This is a genomic window from Planktothrix sp. (assembly GCF_046067725.1).
Taxonomy (GTDB): Bacteria; Cyanobacteriota; Cyanobacteriia; order Cyanobacteriales; family Microcoleaceae; genus Planktothrix.
Window position 1 is genome coordinate 1 of the sequence record NZ_JBJUDF010000101.1, and the last position, 15,311, is coordinate 15,311.

12 protein-coding genes are annotated in these 15,311 nt (G+C 40.0%); 3 read left to right on the plus strand and 9 right to left on the minus strand.

Annotated elements, in window-relative coordinates; genetic code table 11:
- The 6 genes from ACKPEB_RS05695 to ACKPEB_RS05720 all read right to left on the minus strand — a co-directional run.
- The coding region (locus tag ACKPEB_RS05695) for a Wzz/FepE/Etk N-terminal domain-containing protein (protein WP_408963865.1) at positions 1-963 on the minus strand (963 nt) is incomplete at its 3' end.
- Between the two features lie 280 nt (positions 964-1,243).
- The gene (locus ACKPEB_RS05700; RefSeq protein WP_408963866.1) at positions 1,244-2,797 is read right to left on the minus strand and encodes an SLBB domain-containing protein; all 1,554 of its coding nucleotides are present in this window, start codon (positions 2,795-2,797) and stop codon (positions 1,244-1,246) included.
- Between the two features lie 128 nt (positions 2,798-2,925).
- Positions 2,926-3,366 (minus strand): NUDIX domain-containing protein, encoded by a 441-nt coding sequence (locus tag ACKPEB_RS05705; protein ID WP_408963867.1) that lies wholly within the window; start codon positions 3,364-3,366, stop codon positions 2,926-2,928.
- A 56-nt stretch (positions 3,367-3,422) separates the two neighbouring features.
- Complete coding sequence (locus ACKPEB_RS05710) at positions 3,423-3,986, minus strand: shikimate kinase (RefSeq protein WP_408963868.1); 564 nt, start codon at positions 3,984-3,986, stop codon at positions 3,423-3,425.
- 87 nt (positions 3,987-4,073) lie between these two features.
- Positions 4,074-4,835, minus strand: coding sequence for a hypothetical protein (locus ACKPEB_RS05715; RefSeq protein WP_408963869.1), 762 nt, complete (start codon positions 4,833-4,835; stop codon positions 4,074-4,076).
- Positions 4,836-4,913: 78 nt separating this feature from the next.
- Positions 4,914-7,208, minus strand: coding sequence for a ribonuclease R family protein (locus ACKPEB_RS05720; RefSeq protein WP_408963870.1), 2,295 nt, complete (start codon positions 7,206-7,208; stop codon positions 4,914-4,916).
- Positions 7,209-7,690: 482 nt separating this feature from the next.
- On the opposite strand from ACKPEB_RS05720, the gene ACKPEB_RS05725 reads away from it, so the two are divergent.
- Positions 7,691-8,488, plus strand: coding sequence for a hypothetical protein (locus tag ACKPEB_RS05725; protein ID WP_408963871.1), 798 nt, complete (start codon positions 7,691-7,693; stop codon positions 8,486-8,488).
- 65 nt (positions 8,489-8,553) lie between these two features.
- Positions 8,554-10,392, plus strand: coding sequence for a DnaJ domain-containing protein (locus ACKPEB_RS05730; RefSeq protein WP_408963872.1), 1,839 nt, complete (start codon positions 8,554-8,556; stop codon positions 10,390-10,392).
- An 84-nt stretch (positions 10,393-10,476) separates the two neighbouring features.
- On the opposite strand, the gene clpP is transcribed toward ACKPEB_RS05730, so the two are convergent.
- Together clpP and ACKPEB_RS05740 are read right to left on the minus strand one after the other, a co-directional pair.
- Positions 10,477-11,079: an ATP-dependent Clp endopeptidase proteolytic subunit ClpP gene (gene clpP / locus ACKPEB_RS05735; protein WP_408963873.1), complete on the minus strand. Its 603-nt coding sequence runs from the start codon at positions 11,077-11,079 to the stop codon at positions 10,477-10,479.
- Between the two features lie 144 nt (positions 11,080-11,223).
- The gene (locus ACKPEB_RS05740) at positions 11,224-12,339 is read right to left on the minus strand and encodes an acyltransferase family protein (RefSeq protein ID WP_408963874.1); all 1,116 of its coding nucleotides are present in this window, start codon (positions 12,337-12,339) and stop codon (positions 11,224-11,226) included.
- A 935-nt stretch (positions 12,340-13,274) separates the two neighbouring features.
- Here ACKPEB_RS05740 and ACKPEB_RS05745 point away from each other — a divergent pair.
- Positions 13,275-13,838 carry a hypothetical protein gene (locus ACKPEB_RS05745; RefSeq protein WP_408963875.1) on the plus strand — a complete coding sequence of 188 codons (564 nt, stop codon included), beginning with the start codon at positions 13,275-13,277 and terminating at the stop codon, positions 13,836-13,838.
- Here ACKPEB_RS05745 and ACKPEB_RS05750 read toward each other — a convergent pair.
- On the minus strand, positions 13,786-15,311 hold a 1,526-nt coding region (locus ACKPEB_RS05750), incomplete at its 5' end, for a Sua5/YciO/YrdC/YwlC family protein (protein ID WP_408963876.1). The genes ACKPEB_RS05745 and ACKPEB_RS05750 overlap by 53 nt on opposite strands.

The window sequence follows — 15,311 nt, forward strand, 5'->3', positions numbered from 1 at the left end:
AGATTCAATGGCAATTTTTGTCTCTAATTGTAATAACTCTTGTAGTAAAGATTGATATTGGGGAGATTGACTTAAGGCAGATGCTAATAATGCTTGATCAGGTTTTAATCCTAACTGTTTTTGCAAAGTTTGATATTGAGATTCCTGTTGCTGAAGTTGAGCTTGGGTTTCTAATTTTTGGGCTTGTAGCTGACTATTTTGTTGAGCTAAATATTGAGTTTTCAGTTGCGGGTCTATAAAATTATATTGTTGTTGAAGTTTTTGAATGTCTTGTTGAACGGGAGGTATTTTTTTATCTAAAATAGTTATTTTTTCTTGAATTAATTTTAATTGTTTTTCTCGTTGTTCAGCTTGCACATCTGCGGGTAAACTATATTTTAAATAGCCTTCTGCCACTTTTTCTAAAATAAACTGAACTTTCTGAGGTTCAGCATCTTGATAACTAACCTCGACAATTCGAGTATTTTTTAACGGTTTAATTGAAAGAAGATCGGGTTTCCAATCGGTTTGTCCCGTTTTTTGATTAAACAGAGAATCATAAGTCACTTCAGGATAGCGGGTTTGAATCGCCTTGAGAATTTCTGACATTAACTTAGGACTTTGTAAAATCTCAACTTGGGAGTTATAATCTAACGCTTGATGATTTTCTACCGAAGGAGAATCTTGATTATCCGTTAAGTTGGGGGATTCCACTAGAATTTGAAATGAGCCTTTATATTCAGGGGTTTGATTAATTGTCCACAGATAAACCCCAGCCGTAACCATTGTGGTTACACCTAAAACAGCAACCGCTTGTTTCCATAACACTTTAAAAAAATTAACTTTTTCTCCCGCTTCATATTCAAGAGGATATAAATCCTGATCATAATATAAAGCCTGAGCAGAAGGGATGCGTTCTACAGAATATAACGGTTGATATTGAGAGCGCATCGCCGATAACCGAGATCGTTTCCAGGGTTTCATATGGATTGCTGGGGGTAAAATTGTAATAATTTTAGATTAGAATCGCATGAAATAGAGGAACCATCATCTATCTCAGAATAGATTTTAAAAATGCCATTTAATGCATCTTTAAACTCCTAAGTGGTTGTGCCAATAAATTACAGAGTTCAAAAAGGAACTGCGATTAACTGGGAACAGGTTAACCGGGAATTAGAAATGTATAAATAATTATGTTTGCGTACTTAATGCCTAACCGTGATCTTTCTGTATCCTACCCCACGCCATCTGATTGCTTGCGCCATTAAAAAATATTAACAAACCGAAATAATCCCAAGAAATTGTTAATCGGATTTAACGAATTTAACACCGTTCCTAAACCATCTCGGAAAGCAGCACCCCCAGAACGACCGACCACAATCACATCATTATTTCTAAGTTTGGGGTTAGTTTCTTCATTGACTTGCGCCGATAAATTAATCGGGATTTGGCGTCGAGAAACTGTCCCATTCGGATGTAAACGAATTAATTCTACCTGTTTTTGATTGGCACGACCCTCCTTAAACCCTCCCGCTTCTACTAATGCTTGATTAAGCGAAAAATTGGGCGGAACTATTTTGGCACCCGGAGATACCACTTCCCCCACAATATTAATTTTTAGCGTATCGGGAGAAAAACTAGCGACAGCAACTTCAGAATTTTCTTCAGTTTCTGCTGTTGTCGCCTTTGGGACAATCACCGTATCTCCCTGTTGTAACATGACATCTTGACTGACATCTCCTTCCTGTAAAAGTTTCCACAGGTCAACCGTAATTTGTTGTTCTGTTCCCGTCCGGGTCAGACGTCGCACCTGAATATTACGGATATCGGCTTGTGGGGTAATTCCTCCCGCTCGTTTGATGGCTTGAGTTACTGTAAAGATTCCCCCACTGGCTGATAAAATAACACCATCGCTGGGTTGACCTGATTCTGGGGAAAGTTGACCACTGACTTCTAAGGTTAAAGTATGGGTTCCGGGGCGATTAACCGCACCCACTACAGCAATGTTAATCGGTTGGTTATTGTTACTGGCAAAATTAGCCGTAATTAATTGAGAAGATTCCACCGCATTATGTTCTGTGGTTGTGGGAATATAAATGGTATCACCATCACGCAATGCAATATCCTGACGTAAATCCCCGGTTTGTAGCAGTTCCCACAAATCCAAATTGAGAATTTTTTCTCCTCCATTTCCCAAAGAACGGCGGATTTTAACTTGTCGAACATCGGCTGAAGGAGTAATACCTCCCGCCATTTGTAACACACGAGTTAGGGTTGGTAAACGACCTCCGACACCCTGAACCTCTGGAGTTGTCATCCCAGAATTATTCATAGAAGACGTTGCTGAGAGCATATAAGACCCCGGACGTTGAACTTCTCCGGTGACAGCAACTTGTAAAGGACGGGCGGCGATTAATTGTAGGGTTAATAACGGTCGATGTAAATATTCTCCATAGCGTTGTTGAATGATAGCCGTAACTTGTTCTAAGGTCAGTCCTTTGACCAACAGATTGCCAATTAACGGAAAATTGACCGAACCATCAATCCCCACTTGATGGCGACCGTTATTACCACTATATTCAGGAACATTAAAAATATCCAGTTGCACTAAATCTCCGGGGCCTAAAGTATACCCTAGATTGTCTTGCATCGGAGGATTTACGGTGGCTGGAGGAACAGGTAGGGGTTGAGACGGGGGCCATTGAGCTTGGGCGGTTGATAAATGTCCCAGGATGACCGCAACGGTACATGAAATCCGCCATAGAGACGCGCCATGGCGCGTCTGTACTTTAGGTTTGGAGAATATAATTTTTGCCATTGAATCTAAACAAAACGCATATTGTACAACTGTTTTGATTCTAACTTTATCGTTTGGGTGATGGAACCTCGCTCCTACAGGAATGGAACTATTTTTTAGGATTAATCATTGTAAAAAATTAGCTGGGTTTAAGACTGATGATTTAATTGCGGTCTGAGTTTATAATGTCGATAACGCCAATAATCTTTGAGAATTCGGTCATGATCAAAACATAAGTTTTGGGGAATTCGCCAAGGTTCAAACAGTTCTAAATGTTGAGCATCATCGGCGGCTTGAGGTTCGCCAATCGCAGTAGCTAAAAATACAACACTTAAAGTATGTTGACGGAGATCTCGATTCGGATCAGAATAGACATAAAATTGTTCAATTAATTCTATCTCTAATCCGGTTTCTTCTTTAGCTTCCCGAATAGCGGCGGTTTCTACGCTTTCTCCATAATCGACAAATCCACCCGGAATTGCCCATCCCAAAGGCGGATTCTTTCGTTCAATTAATATAATGGGTCGAGACGGACGATCAATTAATTCAATAATAATATCAACGGTTGGAGTCGGATTTCGATAAGCCATAATCGATTGTTAAACTGTTAATTATTGAGGGCTAGGAACCAAGTAAACCAAGAGTTTTAATTGAACGCCTCTAAATTTATGTTGGATTTAGATTTTAAAATTGAAGGAACTTTTTCTAAAATTTTAGCGGTAACTTGTTCAGGATAATCACCGGAATTAACCCGAATTTCAAGATCGGCTTGAGCATAAAGAAGGTTTCGTTGTTCTAATAAGGTTTGTAATTGTTTTAAGGGATTAGGATGTTGTAATAATGGTCGAGTTGTATCTTCTTTTAAACGGTTATAAAGTTCTTCTATTGGAACATTCAGCCAAATAATAATTCCATGTCGAAGATAACTCCAATTCATCTTTTTAAGAATAATTCCTCCCCCAGTTGCAATCACAAATTTTTGATAAGCACAAAGTTGAGATAAAACCTGAGATTCTATCTCTCTAAAGGCTTCTTCTCCTTCCGTCGCAAAAATATCAGAAATTGATTGATGAGTGGCTTTAGTAATTAAATCATCAGTATCAACAAATCGATATCCTAATTGTTTCGCGAGTAATTGTCCAATGGTGGTTTTACCAGACCCCATCATCCCAATTAAATAAATATTAACTCCTTGTAACTGTTCTAGCAAAGTTATCGCCCCCTTTAAATTCAATATTCCATCCTATCATCAAGTAGGGTTTTAGAAATACAAAGCGACTTCTAACCTAATTACAATTTATTTTCGGTTAAATTCATTCTCATCATCTTCATCTAATCCCCAATCTTCATCATCGTTATTAGAAACATTATTTTTGGGGTTTATATCATCTTGAATTTTAGTAGCTGGCGGTGGAGTAATAATCCGATAATCCGCATCATAAATCGTTTCTACTTTCCCCACTCCAGTCCGATTTGAATCCCCTCGATAACCATAGGAATAAACCGAACCCGACCAAGATTCAGATTCAGGTTTTTGTTCAGTTTCATACACTTTAGATTCAGAATCAGGGGAATTACTACGATTTGAAATAGGTTGAGACGTTGATGGTTTTTCTTCTGCGTCCCAGGAGGGATTAAAGGGTTTTACTTGAGTCTCCCAATCATCGCCAGAACCCTTGTCATCAGACGTTTCAGGTTCCGAATTGCTAACGGCATCATAGCGGTTATAAACCGACGATTGAGGCGATTCAGGGGGTGATGTATATCCCCAAGAGGAAGATTGATCGGGTTCTACAGGAGGTTTGGGCGAGGCTGGAGATGGAATTTCAAAAGCTGTTTTAGCCTTAAGGTTGGTATTAGAAAATTGGAATAATTGAGCAATGATCCAATAGGTGAAAATTCCAGCAGCGATCGCAATTAAAATCCACAGCGAAAGCGGTAAGGTCGGAAGTTGATTTCCTAAAAACATTAAAGGTAAGGATGGCGTTAGATTTTGAATCGTAAAGATCGCCAAGCCTCCCAGAAGAATGAGTAAAGTAATGAGTTGTGTAATAGACATTGTTTAAAAGAAGGAGAGAGGTTGTAGAGACGTGCCATAGCAGGTCTCTACAGGGGATTGTATCGACAAAATTAAGCTTTAGGAAAAATAAGGTTCATCGTTGTCATCTGCGGCTTCACTACCTCCTCCAACGGCGACTAAATCAATTTGTTGACGATAGTAGTCTACACTTTTCACTTGGACTTCGACATGATCCCCTAGACGGTATTGATTGCGATTTTTGCGACCGACTAAGGTTTGTTGACGAGAACGGTATTCATACCAGTCATCTTTGAGGGAGGAAACATGAACCAGTCCTTCCACCCGTAATGTTGTTCCGCCTGGGGACTGTACCTCAATTTCCACAAAGAATCCATAGGACTGCACTCCGGTAATTAACCCGATGAAATTTTGACCGGTGCGTTCCTTCATGAACCCGGTTTTCTTGAGTCCTTCTAAGTCTTCTTCTGCATCCACCGCGACGCTTTCCCGTTCACTCAGATGCACCACTAACTGGGTAAATTGACTTTCTAACTCATGCTGAATTTCTGGGGGAAGAACGTTCCAGCTAATTTTACCGTGACAGGAAGAATGTCCTAACTCGACTCGATCTTTCGCACGAGTTGAACGGCGATCGCGTCCTTCCTCAAATACGGTTTTCAGAACTCGCAAGATCTGTAAATCGCAATAGCGAGATAGAGGAGAAGTGCAATGGGTATAACAGGGAAGGGCTAACCCAAAATGCAGTTTAGCAGTGGTACTGTAAACCGCAGGTTTGAGGGTTTCTTCTAATAAATAACTTAAAACCCGTTCGGCTCGACTATTGGCTAATTCTTCCGTAAATTCTTGGAAGGTACTCGGTTGAACTTCTTCATCTTCTTCTAAAAACAATTCCGTTCCCAAATGGGTTGATAATTTCGCCAACTCCGAGACATCGGAGGCTTCTGGTGGCGGTTGCACCCGATAAATCGCCGGAACTCCCAAAGTATGTAAATGACTCGCGACAATTTGATTCGCTAAGACCGTTAATTCTGAAATCATCGCCCGGGCAGGAGATAATGAAGACAGAACAATCGGCCCTAATTCTCCTTCATCATCAAAGTGGCAATGGGTATCGGGTAAATTGAGTTCAAAACTGCCTCGTTCTAGGCGAATTTGCCGCACGGCTCGACTCAGTTCTAAGAGATTTTCGAGGACATTAGCAAAGGGAGACGGTTCACCATCCAGAATGGCCTGAGCTTGTTCAAAGGTGAGTTGATGATCGACCCGTATGACACTGGGTTGGATTTCGTATTCCACGACCCGTCCCGCCATATCCAAGGTAATCATAATTGAGACGGCTAATCGTTCCTCATTGGGAACTAAAGCTAACCGTTCACAACATAGGCTTTCTGGATAAATCGGAATCAGTTTATCGGCTAAATAAATGGCCGTTCCCCGTTTGCGGGCTTCTCGATCGAGATCGCTATCGGGGAGAATATAATGGGCCGCATCGGCTAAATGAATTCCTAATTGCCATTGATCATATTTTGTTTGTTCGATACTAAAGGCATGATCAATGCAAGGGAGACGCTGAGGCGGTTCTGAATCTTTAAAAACGGAAAATTCAGGATTGCCTAAATCCGGTTGAAAACTAATGGTTAAAACATTGCGAATATCCGCCCGATTTTTGAGATCGGTTTTTTTCAAGGTGTTAGAAATTGCCTCGGCTTCCCGTAAAGCTCCGGCGGGCCATTTTCGCGGTAAATCGTGTTTACAACACACAATATCTAAATCATCCGCATCTTCGGCATCGGAACCTAGAATTTGGACAACGTGACCCAAAGGACGATGGACACCAATCGGATACCGTAAGACTTCCACGTGAACTAAATGATCCACCGCCCCAGCGAGTTCGGAGGGATCATTAATTAAATCTAATTCAAATAACAAACGGTCATCTAAAGGAACCGCACGATAACCATTCTTGCTTTGTTTAATTCGAGCTAAGACTGAAGGATTAGCTCTTTCTAAAATAAGATAAACTTCTCCTTCTGGGGAACGGCGACGGCTACCTTCTTTAATAATCCTAACCAAAACGCGATCGCCATTCCAAGCACTACTGAGATGGCTTTCTCGAATATAAACATCTTCTGCGCCTTCGGCATCTTGAATGGCAAAACAGAAGCCTTTACTCGAACATCGCAGTTTGGCTTCGACAATTCCTTCTTCTGGGATTCGTCGATAACGACCTTTATCTTTTTCCAGAACCCCAATTCGTTCTAACGCATCCAAAGCAATTTGAAATTTACGGAGACTTTCCTCGTCAGGAGCGAGTTTTTTCTCCAAGGCTTTAGGTGCGACTAATTTATCATCGGAAAAATAAGCTAACAATGTAGCGATTGAAAAGTCCATGAAGCGATTAATCCTCGTTTTCTGATCAGGTTTCGGGTTTCGGGTTTCGGAAGTTCCTTCGCAAGCTCAGGAGATTTCAGGTTTCGGATTTGTGGGTTTAAGCGAAGAAGTGATTTCTGCTGATTCCCGTAAGCGTCCGGTGGATATCGAAGACCCGATAATGGACACTTGCAACCAACACCACCAGACCCCATCTTGAACACACCGCGCGGGAATTGTTCACTGGCTTATCGCAAAACCCCATCAATGACAATGTTACAATGAAGGATACACAGAGGCCATCGGTCGGAGCATAGAAGCCCAAGGCAGTCGGTTTAGACCTAAGATCTATTCCCGAAAAGAAGGCTAACTCTGAGCTTGTGGAGTAGCACCCAATACTGATTCCCTAGGTGCTGGTGGGATAGGGTACAGAATTTATGACGTATGGCTGCATAAATGACTAATTTCTAAGTATATCGTAGTTTGTTTAGGAAATTTTAATCATGTTGTCTCAATTGAGAATTCGTTATCCGACTGGAAGTTTAATTTCAGAGTTACTCACGATTCATCAAGAAAAATATATCGTGCGGGTAATTGTGCAAGTCGAAGGTGTAATTTTAACGACCGCATTAGCGGCGGCTGATACGATTGAATTGGCTGAAGATCAAGCGAAAAAACGAGCCATTCAAGACTTGGGACTGGATACCCCTTTAGCTCCTATTTCACTTCCCCCAGAACCGTTAAAATCGACTGTGATGGAAGTTCCGGTGCAGGGTTCTAGTTCTACCCCACCTGAGTCGGTGAAAACTGATAGTTCTTCTGGGGTGTTGTCTTCTGATTTCTCGGAGGAATCCCCGAATCCAAGGATACCAGAAGGGTCTTCTTTCACCTCTGATGATTGGTTATCAGCCACCTATATTCAACCTAAAGCTGAAGCGTCTAAATCCAGTCCAGAGCAAGACACACCTCCATCCTCTTCTACCAAACCGAAAGGACGGGGTGCATCGTTACCGCCCATTCCCCCGACCACAACAGAAGCACTTCCTCCGTATCCTGATGAACTAGAGCGCAGCAGTCCATCGGTGAGTTCAAGTCGTCTTCTGGAAACAACGGATTTTTCCTCAGATATTGCCAAAACAGATATTGAATTAAAGCGCTTAGGTTGGACACCTGAACAGGGATCAGCTTATTTACAAAAAACCTATGGAAAGCGCTCTCGCCGTTTATTAACGGATGCAGAATTATTAGATTTTCTGCATTATTTAGAGTCTCTTTCTACACCAACAACGTTAGAAACTTAATCAGATCTAAATCCTGAAAGCCTTTCCCTGTTCCCTAGCGATATCAGAGAGTCAACAGCTTACAAATGCTCATAAAAAGTTATTATAATTTTCCCCAAAACTTAACAACAGCTACAACATTTCTGACCGGAGGAGCAACAATTGGAGCCGGAATTTATAGCACGGTTGGTGGTGTTGGACTGGTGGGTAGTTTTGGGGGCATTGGGTTAGGAATAATGCCTTTAATGGGTGTAGGTGCAGTCGCAGGTGCAGCAACTTATGGAGCATTTAAAGCTATTGATCAAGGAGATAATATCGCCTGGGGTGCAATCGGATTAGGAGCGGTTTCAGGGATAGGAATTTCTTCAGTTGTGGGAGGAATGGGGTTAGGTTTTGCTGGGACAGCCGTAGGAATTGGCATGGGAACATTAGGAGTTTTTGGGGGAATTGTTGGGTTAGGATTATATGGGATTGCTGAATTAATTGATAATGCTGGCAGTGGAGAAACAGCATTTCAAGCTTTTGAACGAATGGAAGAACGAATTTTAGATCAAGAGTTTTATACAGACGCATTCTTAGAAGTTTTAGAATTAATTCCCGAATTTCAAGAAGAAAAGTTAAAACAAAAATTTAATGATTTAGGATTAGATGAGGAATTCAGACAACTTAAACAAAATCTTAAAACTCCAGAAAATAAATTTAATAAAAACGATACAAAAAAACCTAATATTACAGATAATTATATTGTTATTTATCCCCAAAATCCTAATTTAATATGGACAGAAACACAACGTTTAATCGGACATCGAGATTCTATCAATGCTGTAGTGTTTAGTCCTGATAGCCAAACTTTAATTAGTGGGAGTGATGACCGAAATATTCATATTTGGGATGTCAATACAGCCCAGAAAAAATATACTTGGTTTATGCCTTATGAGATTTATTCGGTTGCCATTAGTCCTAATTCAGAAGTTGTCGCCACTGGGAGCGTTAATGGTCGAATTACCCTCTGGAATTTTCACACCCAACAAATGAATCGAACGTTATTGGATCTGAATATTCCTGAAAAAAATATGGGAATTATTACCTCCTTAGTGTTTAGTTCTCAGGGTCAAATGTTAATCAGTGGAAGTAGCGATAAAACCGTTAGAATTTGGAATTTTAAAACCGGAGAATCTAAACGGATTTTGAACGGACACACCGATAGTGTTTGGTCTGTAGCCATCTGTTCTCAGGGTCAATTTGTCGCAAGTGGGAGTGCAGATAAAACCATTAGAATTTGGAATCTTAAAAACTATCAAAAGCCACTCATTTTAACCGGACATTCTAACTGGGTTACTTCAGTTTTATTCACGCTTGATGATCAAATCTTAATCAGTGCTAGTGCTGATTATACGATTAAAGTATGGAATTGGAAAACTGAGCAATTAATTCACACCTTAACCGGACATTCGGCTGCTATTTTTTCTCTGGCTTTAAGTCCTAATGGAAAAATATTAGCGAGTGCAAGTGTAGATCAAACGGTTAAATTATGGACTTGGAAAACAGGAGAATTATTAGAAACCCTTTCGGGTTGTTCTCCCATTGCTTTTAGTCCTGATGGTAAACAATTAGTCAGTGGAAGTCAACGGGGTATTTTACAATTGTGGTGTCAAGGATTAAGTTCAGTAGAATTCACTGAAGATCAAGTTAATCAAAATTGGTGGCAGGTATTGGCCGTACATCCGAATGCGACCTTAGATCAAGTTAGACTAGCTTATTATCAATTAGCGAAACAATATCATCCTGATCATAATATTAAATCAGAAGCGATCGCCGTCATGCAAAAAATTAATTATGCCTATGAAAGCTTTTTAAAGGAATGGGAAAAAACCGTAATTTCATCATCCTTTCAATCGTTTAAAAAAACAAGTAAAACAGAGTAAGATGATGATTTTAATAATCCATTATTGGGTCAAATTCAGGTGATTCAAAGCCCATCTCTGGGATAGAGAGGGCTTTAAAATTGATTAACTCGAAATTGGATTAGAAGCCGAAGGACGACGGTTAATTACTTGATCAATTAAACCGTATTGCATCGCTTCTTCTGCTGACATAAAGAAATCTCGTTCTGTATCTTCTTCAATACGAGATAACGGCTGACCTGTGTGATCCGCTAAATGTTGATTGAGGCGTTTTTTCAGATACAAAATTTCTTTAGCCTGAATTTCAATATCCGTTGCTTGTCCTTGAGCTCCCCCTAACGGTTGGTGAATCATAATTCGAGAATGGGGAAGACTCATGCGTTTACCTTTAGCCCCCGCGCTTAACAAAAAGGCTCCCATACTGGCGGCTAACCCAATACAAATGGTACAAACGTCAGGACGGATATGGTTCATGGTGTCAAAAATGCCTAAACCAGCCGTCACCGAACCTCCTGGCGAGTTGATGTAGAGATAAATATCCTTTTCTGGATCTTCAGCATCGAGGAACAACATCTGCGCCACAATTAAGTTAGCCAGGTCTGCTGTTACCTGTTGTCCAAGAAAGATAATCCGATCGCGTAATAGCCGAGAATAGATATCAAAGGCTCTTTCGCCACGACCTGATTGTTCAATAACGGTTGGAATCATAGGAATCTACTGCTCATAGTCATTCTATTGTCATTGTAGCGATTTTAGGACTGACGTAGAAACCGGATTTCTGGCCCAGATTTTGCTGATCAAATCCAGATTTTTCGTTGAGAAACCCGGTTTCTTGGGTTGGATGTCGAGGGTTTAAACCTTCACAAACCATTGCTGACGATACATAAAATAGGCAATTACCCACCAAAATAAAAGGGTGACGATCGCAAAACCTAAAGAACCATTCATAGGGCCTAAAATCGATTGAAAGACGGTTTCATACAACCAGGTTTTAGCGGTGGGTGCTTCTGGGGAATTTCCAATTTTAATTAAATTTAGAATTCTACCGACAAAACCCGAAGCCACAAAAATAATTAAAGCATTTAACCCCATAACTTTAAAAGGAAATCCCCATTTTTTCCATCCTCGAACTTCTATGGTTTCATAACAAATTGCTAATAGCAACAATGACCATCCAGTGGTCACAATTACAAAGGAACTTGTCCAGAGAGATTTATTCAAAGGGAAAATTTCAGCCCAGAAATATCCAATCACAAAACAACAAATTCCAAAGACACATAAACTTAGACTGGTGTAGGTTTGAATCGGTTGTTTTCTCAACCAATTTCCGGTTAAATAACCCGCTAACACGGTGACAACAGCCGGAAAGGTACTAAACAATCCTTCGGGATCATAAACTCCGCCTTTCCATAAATGTTGTTGACCTAAAATCAAGCGATCCATATAGGCGGCAAAATTTCCCTCTGGTGTCAAGTTTCCAGCGCCATAACCGGGAACAAAGAAAAATTCCATGACGATATAATAGCCGACTAAAATCACGCCACTAACTATCCAGACTTTTTTTCGAGAGAGATTAAAAATTGCGATCGCTGCTAAAAAATAAGCAACACTAATGCGTTGTAAAACCCCCATTATCCGAATTTCGGCGAGGTGATAAGTGGGGAACCCATTTAACAGTAATCCTAATAAAAATAAAATCCCACAACGTTTGGCAATTCGCCAATAAACCGCTTGAGGAATAGGGGTTTCAACACAACGATATTCTTTTGTATATTTTAACAGGGAAAATGCCATTGCTACCCCAACAATAAATAGAAAAAAGGGAAAGACTAAATCAGTGGGGGTACAGCCATTCCATTCTGCATGATTTAATAAGGGATAGACATAACTCCAGCTACCGGGGTTATTGACTAATATCATCAGTGCGATCGCAATTCCTCGAAATACATCTAAAGCCTGTAGGCGCATAAGTCATCCTCAACCTTAGAAGGTATTATTTCATTGTTGGGGAATTTGACACAATCCAGAAAGCGATGATAGTGGTTTTGCTTGTCGTAAACCAGAGGAACTGAATCTGCTTCACTTCGTTTCAATTCTATTAATTTAAAATAATTTATTATACAATAACTAAACTAATATTTTATTTTTTAAACTTAAAAATTAAAATTCAGAATTGATGATAACCTATTAAAAATTCAGGTGAATTAGGATATCAAAAAGGCGAGTTAGGTAAAATCCGGATCAATTATTCCCTCATCCTAGATATTAACTGAAGACAAACATTGTCACAAAGCGTAAACTAGAGTGAAAAGAATCTTGACCCGGTAGGCTATGATTAGACATAGTTAAGAGTCTATTGAGGAAAATAAAGATGCACCTGATGGCAATATTCCCAGATCGATCAACTTCCTGATGGCTTTCGTGTAAACCCTAAACCGGGTTACTGGACAAACATGGACACTACGGACAAGTCACATCTGAGTTAAAGGATCGATCAAGGTGTGCGAGTCTATGTTGATTATGGCAGGCAGATTTTAATGATTTCAAGAGGTCTTTTGCAATCACCCACTTTTTCTAACAGTAACTGAATTTACAATGAATTTAGGAATAGCTTTAAAGGTTGGGTTAAGCTGCTTGTAGATTGATCATCCCAGTGTGTTAATTCAAATTTTCAGGGGTTTAAAAGCGGTGTTAATTCTTTCAAGATTCCCATGTGACTTGACACCCTCGCCCCATTAAGCTTGAATGTCCTCAAGTCCATACCGTTTGTCTACAACCACATCCGTGAGTCTGAGGATGTTTGTAGCCCAAGAGTCACGGAAGATAGGGCTTACAGATTAGAAATGATCAAGGATTACATGAGTTGAGTTGAAATTGTATTTCTAGTAACGGTCGGTGGGCAAATGCAAACGGAAACCAAAAGGCAACGGGCATCAACAAATACGATTGTTCGGCGACAAGCGACACCGAAGGAACGAGAACTGATTCATCTGTTAGCAAATTTAGGCTGTTCTCAAGCTAAATATGGTTTGAAACACGCTACGAGCAAAGGGTTAATTAGTCCTGAAGAACGATTAAGATTGGCAGAATGGCACTATCTTCGCTTGCAACAAATTCGTCGAGTTGAACGTAGTTTAGATCCCGTTGCTACCCTCAAGCGTGTCTATTTCAAAAGTAAATTAAGCCCTCGCAATTTAGAATCTTTGAAATTGTTATGGGTTGAAGACGGAAAAAGTCGAGTCAAACGAGTTGATCCTGAATTGGATGATCTCCTTTGTGAAGCTTTGGATAAAGGAGATACCCTGAAACAAATTTTTCGGATCATTGAAGTTAAAGAACGACAATTTGCTCGAACGCCTGAACCGGGTAAAATTCCCCTTTGGGTGAAGGAATGGGAAGATGCAAATTATGAAATTAACTTTTTCCCTCCCTCGTTCCCTGATTGGGCACAAATTGTTGATGATTAATCAAAAATGCAGCTTGTCCTAGTGCTAATCCTCCATCATTTGGAGGAATTTTTTTTGACCAATAAACGTGAAACTTCTCTTGAATTAGACGTTGAATGGTACGTTCAATTAAATATTGATTCTGAAAACATCCGCCACTTAAGGTTATTGTTTTTTCGCCTAATTTTTTAGCGATTTCTACAACCGCTTCTACTAAAGTATTATGGAATTTAGCCGAAATTAAGTTCAGGGGTTTTTGGTTTATTTGATCCTGCAATATTCCTTGAAGGGTAGATTCCCAATTAAAATAATTCAGGTTTTCCCCGTTTTCTAAAGGTTGGGGGATATCACACCATTCAAACGGATAATATTCATCGGTTTCTAAGTTCTCAATGGCAAATTCTAACGCCATTGCCGCTTGTCCTTCAAAACTGACTGTTTGAGCAATTCCTAATACAGCCGCAACCCCATCAAATAATCTGCCAACACTGGATGTTAAGGGTGTATTTAATTTTCGATTTAACATCCTTTGCATAATTTTTAACTCTTGAGTTGTGAAAGATTGCATTAACTGTAAATTCATCTCGTGATTAAATATAGAATTTCCGAATAATTCATATAACAATCCTAACGCAATTCTTCGAGGTTCATAAACCGCTTTATCTCCACCCGGAAGGGGAAAGGGACGAAAAGAAGCAATGCGTTGAATGGAAGTTTCTGTGAGGTGAAAAAATTCTCCTCCCCAGATGGTTCCATCGAGTCCGTATCCGGTGCCATCCCAAGCTATTCCTAACAGGGGAAGTTGTAAATGATGTTCAGCAATAACGGAAAAAACATGAGCGAGATGATGTTGTACGCGAATCATTGGAATAGAGGGATTTTGTTGGGATAAAGCTTCTGCAAATTGCGTTGAATAATAATCAGGATGAGCATCACAAACAATCACATTCGGTTGAAAATCATAAATATTACTCAGGCTATTAATCACCTCTTGAAATGCTGCTAAGGCTTGGGGGTTTTCTAAGTCTCCAATATGTTGACTTAAGAAGGCTTTTTGATTAAATGCTATCGCAATTGTATTTTTTAAATGTCCTCCCACCGCTAAAATTTTTTTTGGGTTTTCTATTGACAAATCAGAAAGCTGTGTTAAACTAAAGTTAGTTTGATAGAATGGGGATCTGTCTGCGCCTATAGACTCTTCTGGGATCGAAACAGGTAAAGGCGCGTAACCTCTAGCGCGACGCAACACCATTTCTTCACCTGCAATTACTCTGACTACAGAATCATCAATGGGTCTAACAATCGGGCGGTTATGAACTAAGAAAAAATCCGCGATTTGATTTAACCGATGAACCGCTTCTGCTTCATCAATACAAATGGGTTCACTGGCAAAATTACCACTGGTTGCCACAATGGGAAAATTTAATTCTGCTAATAATAAATGATGTAAGGGTGTGTAGGGTAACATCACCCCTAAATAGGGATTTCCAGGGG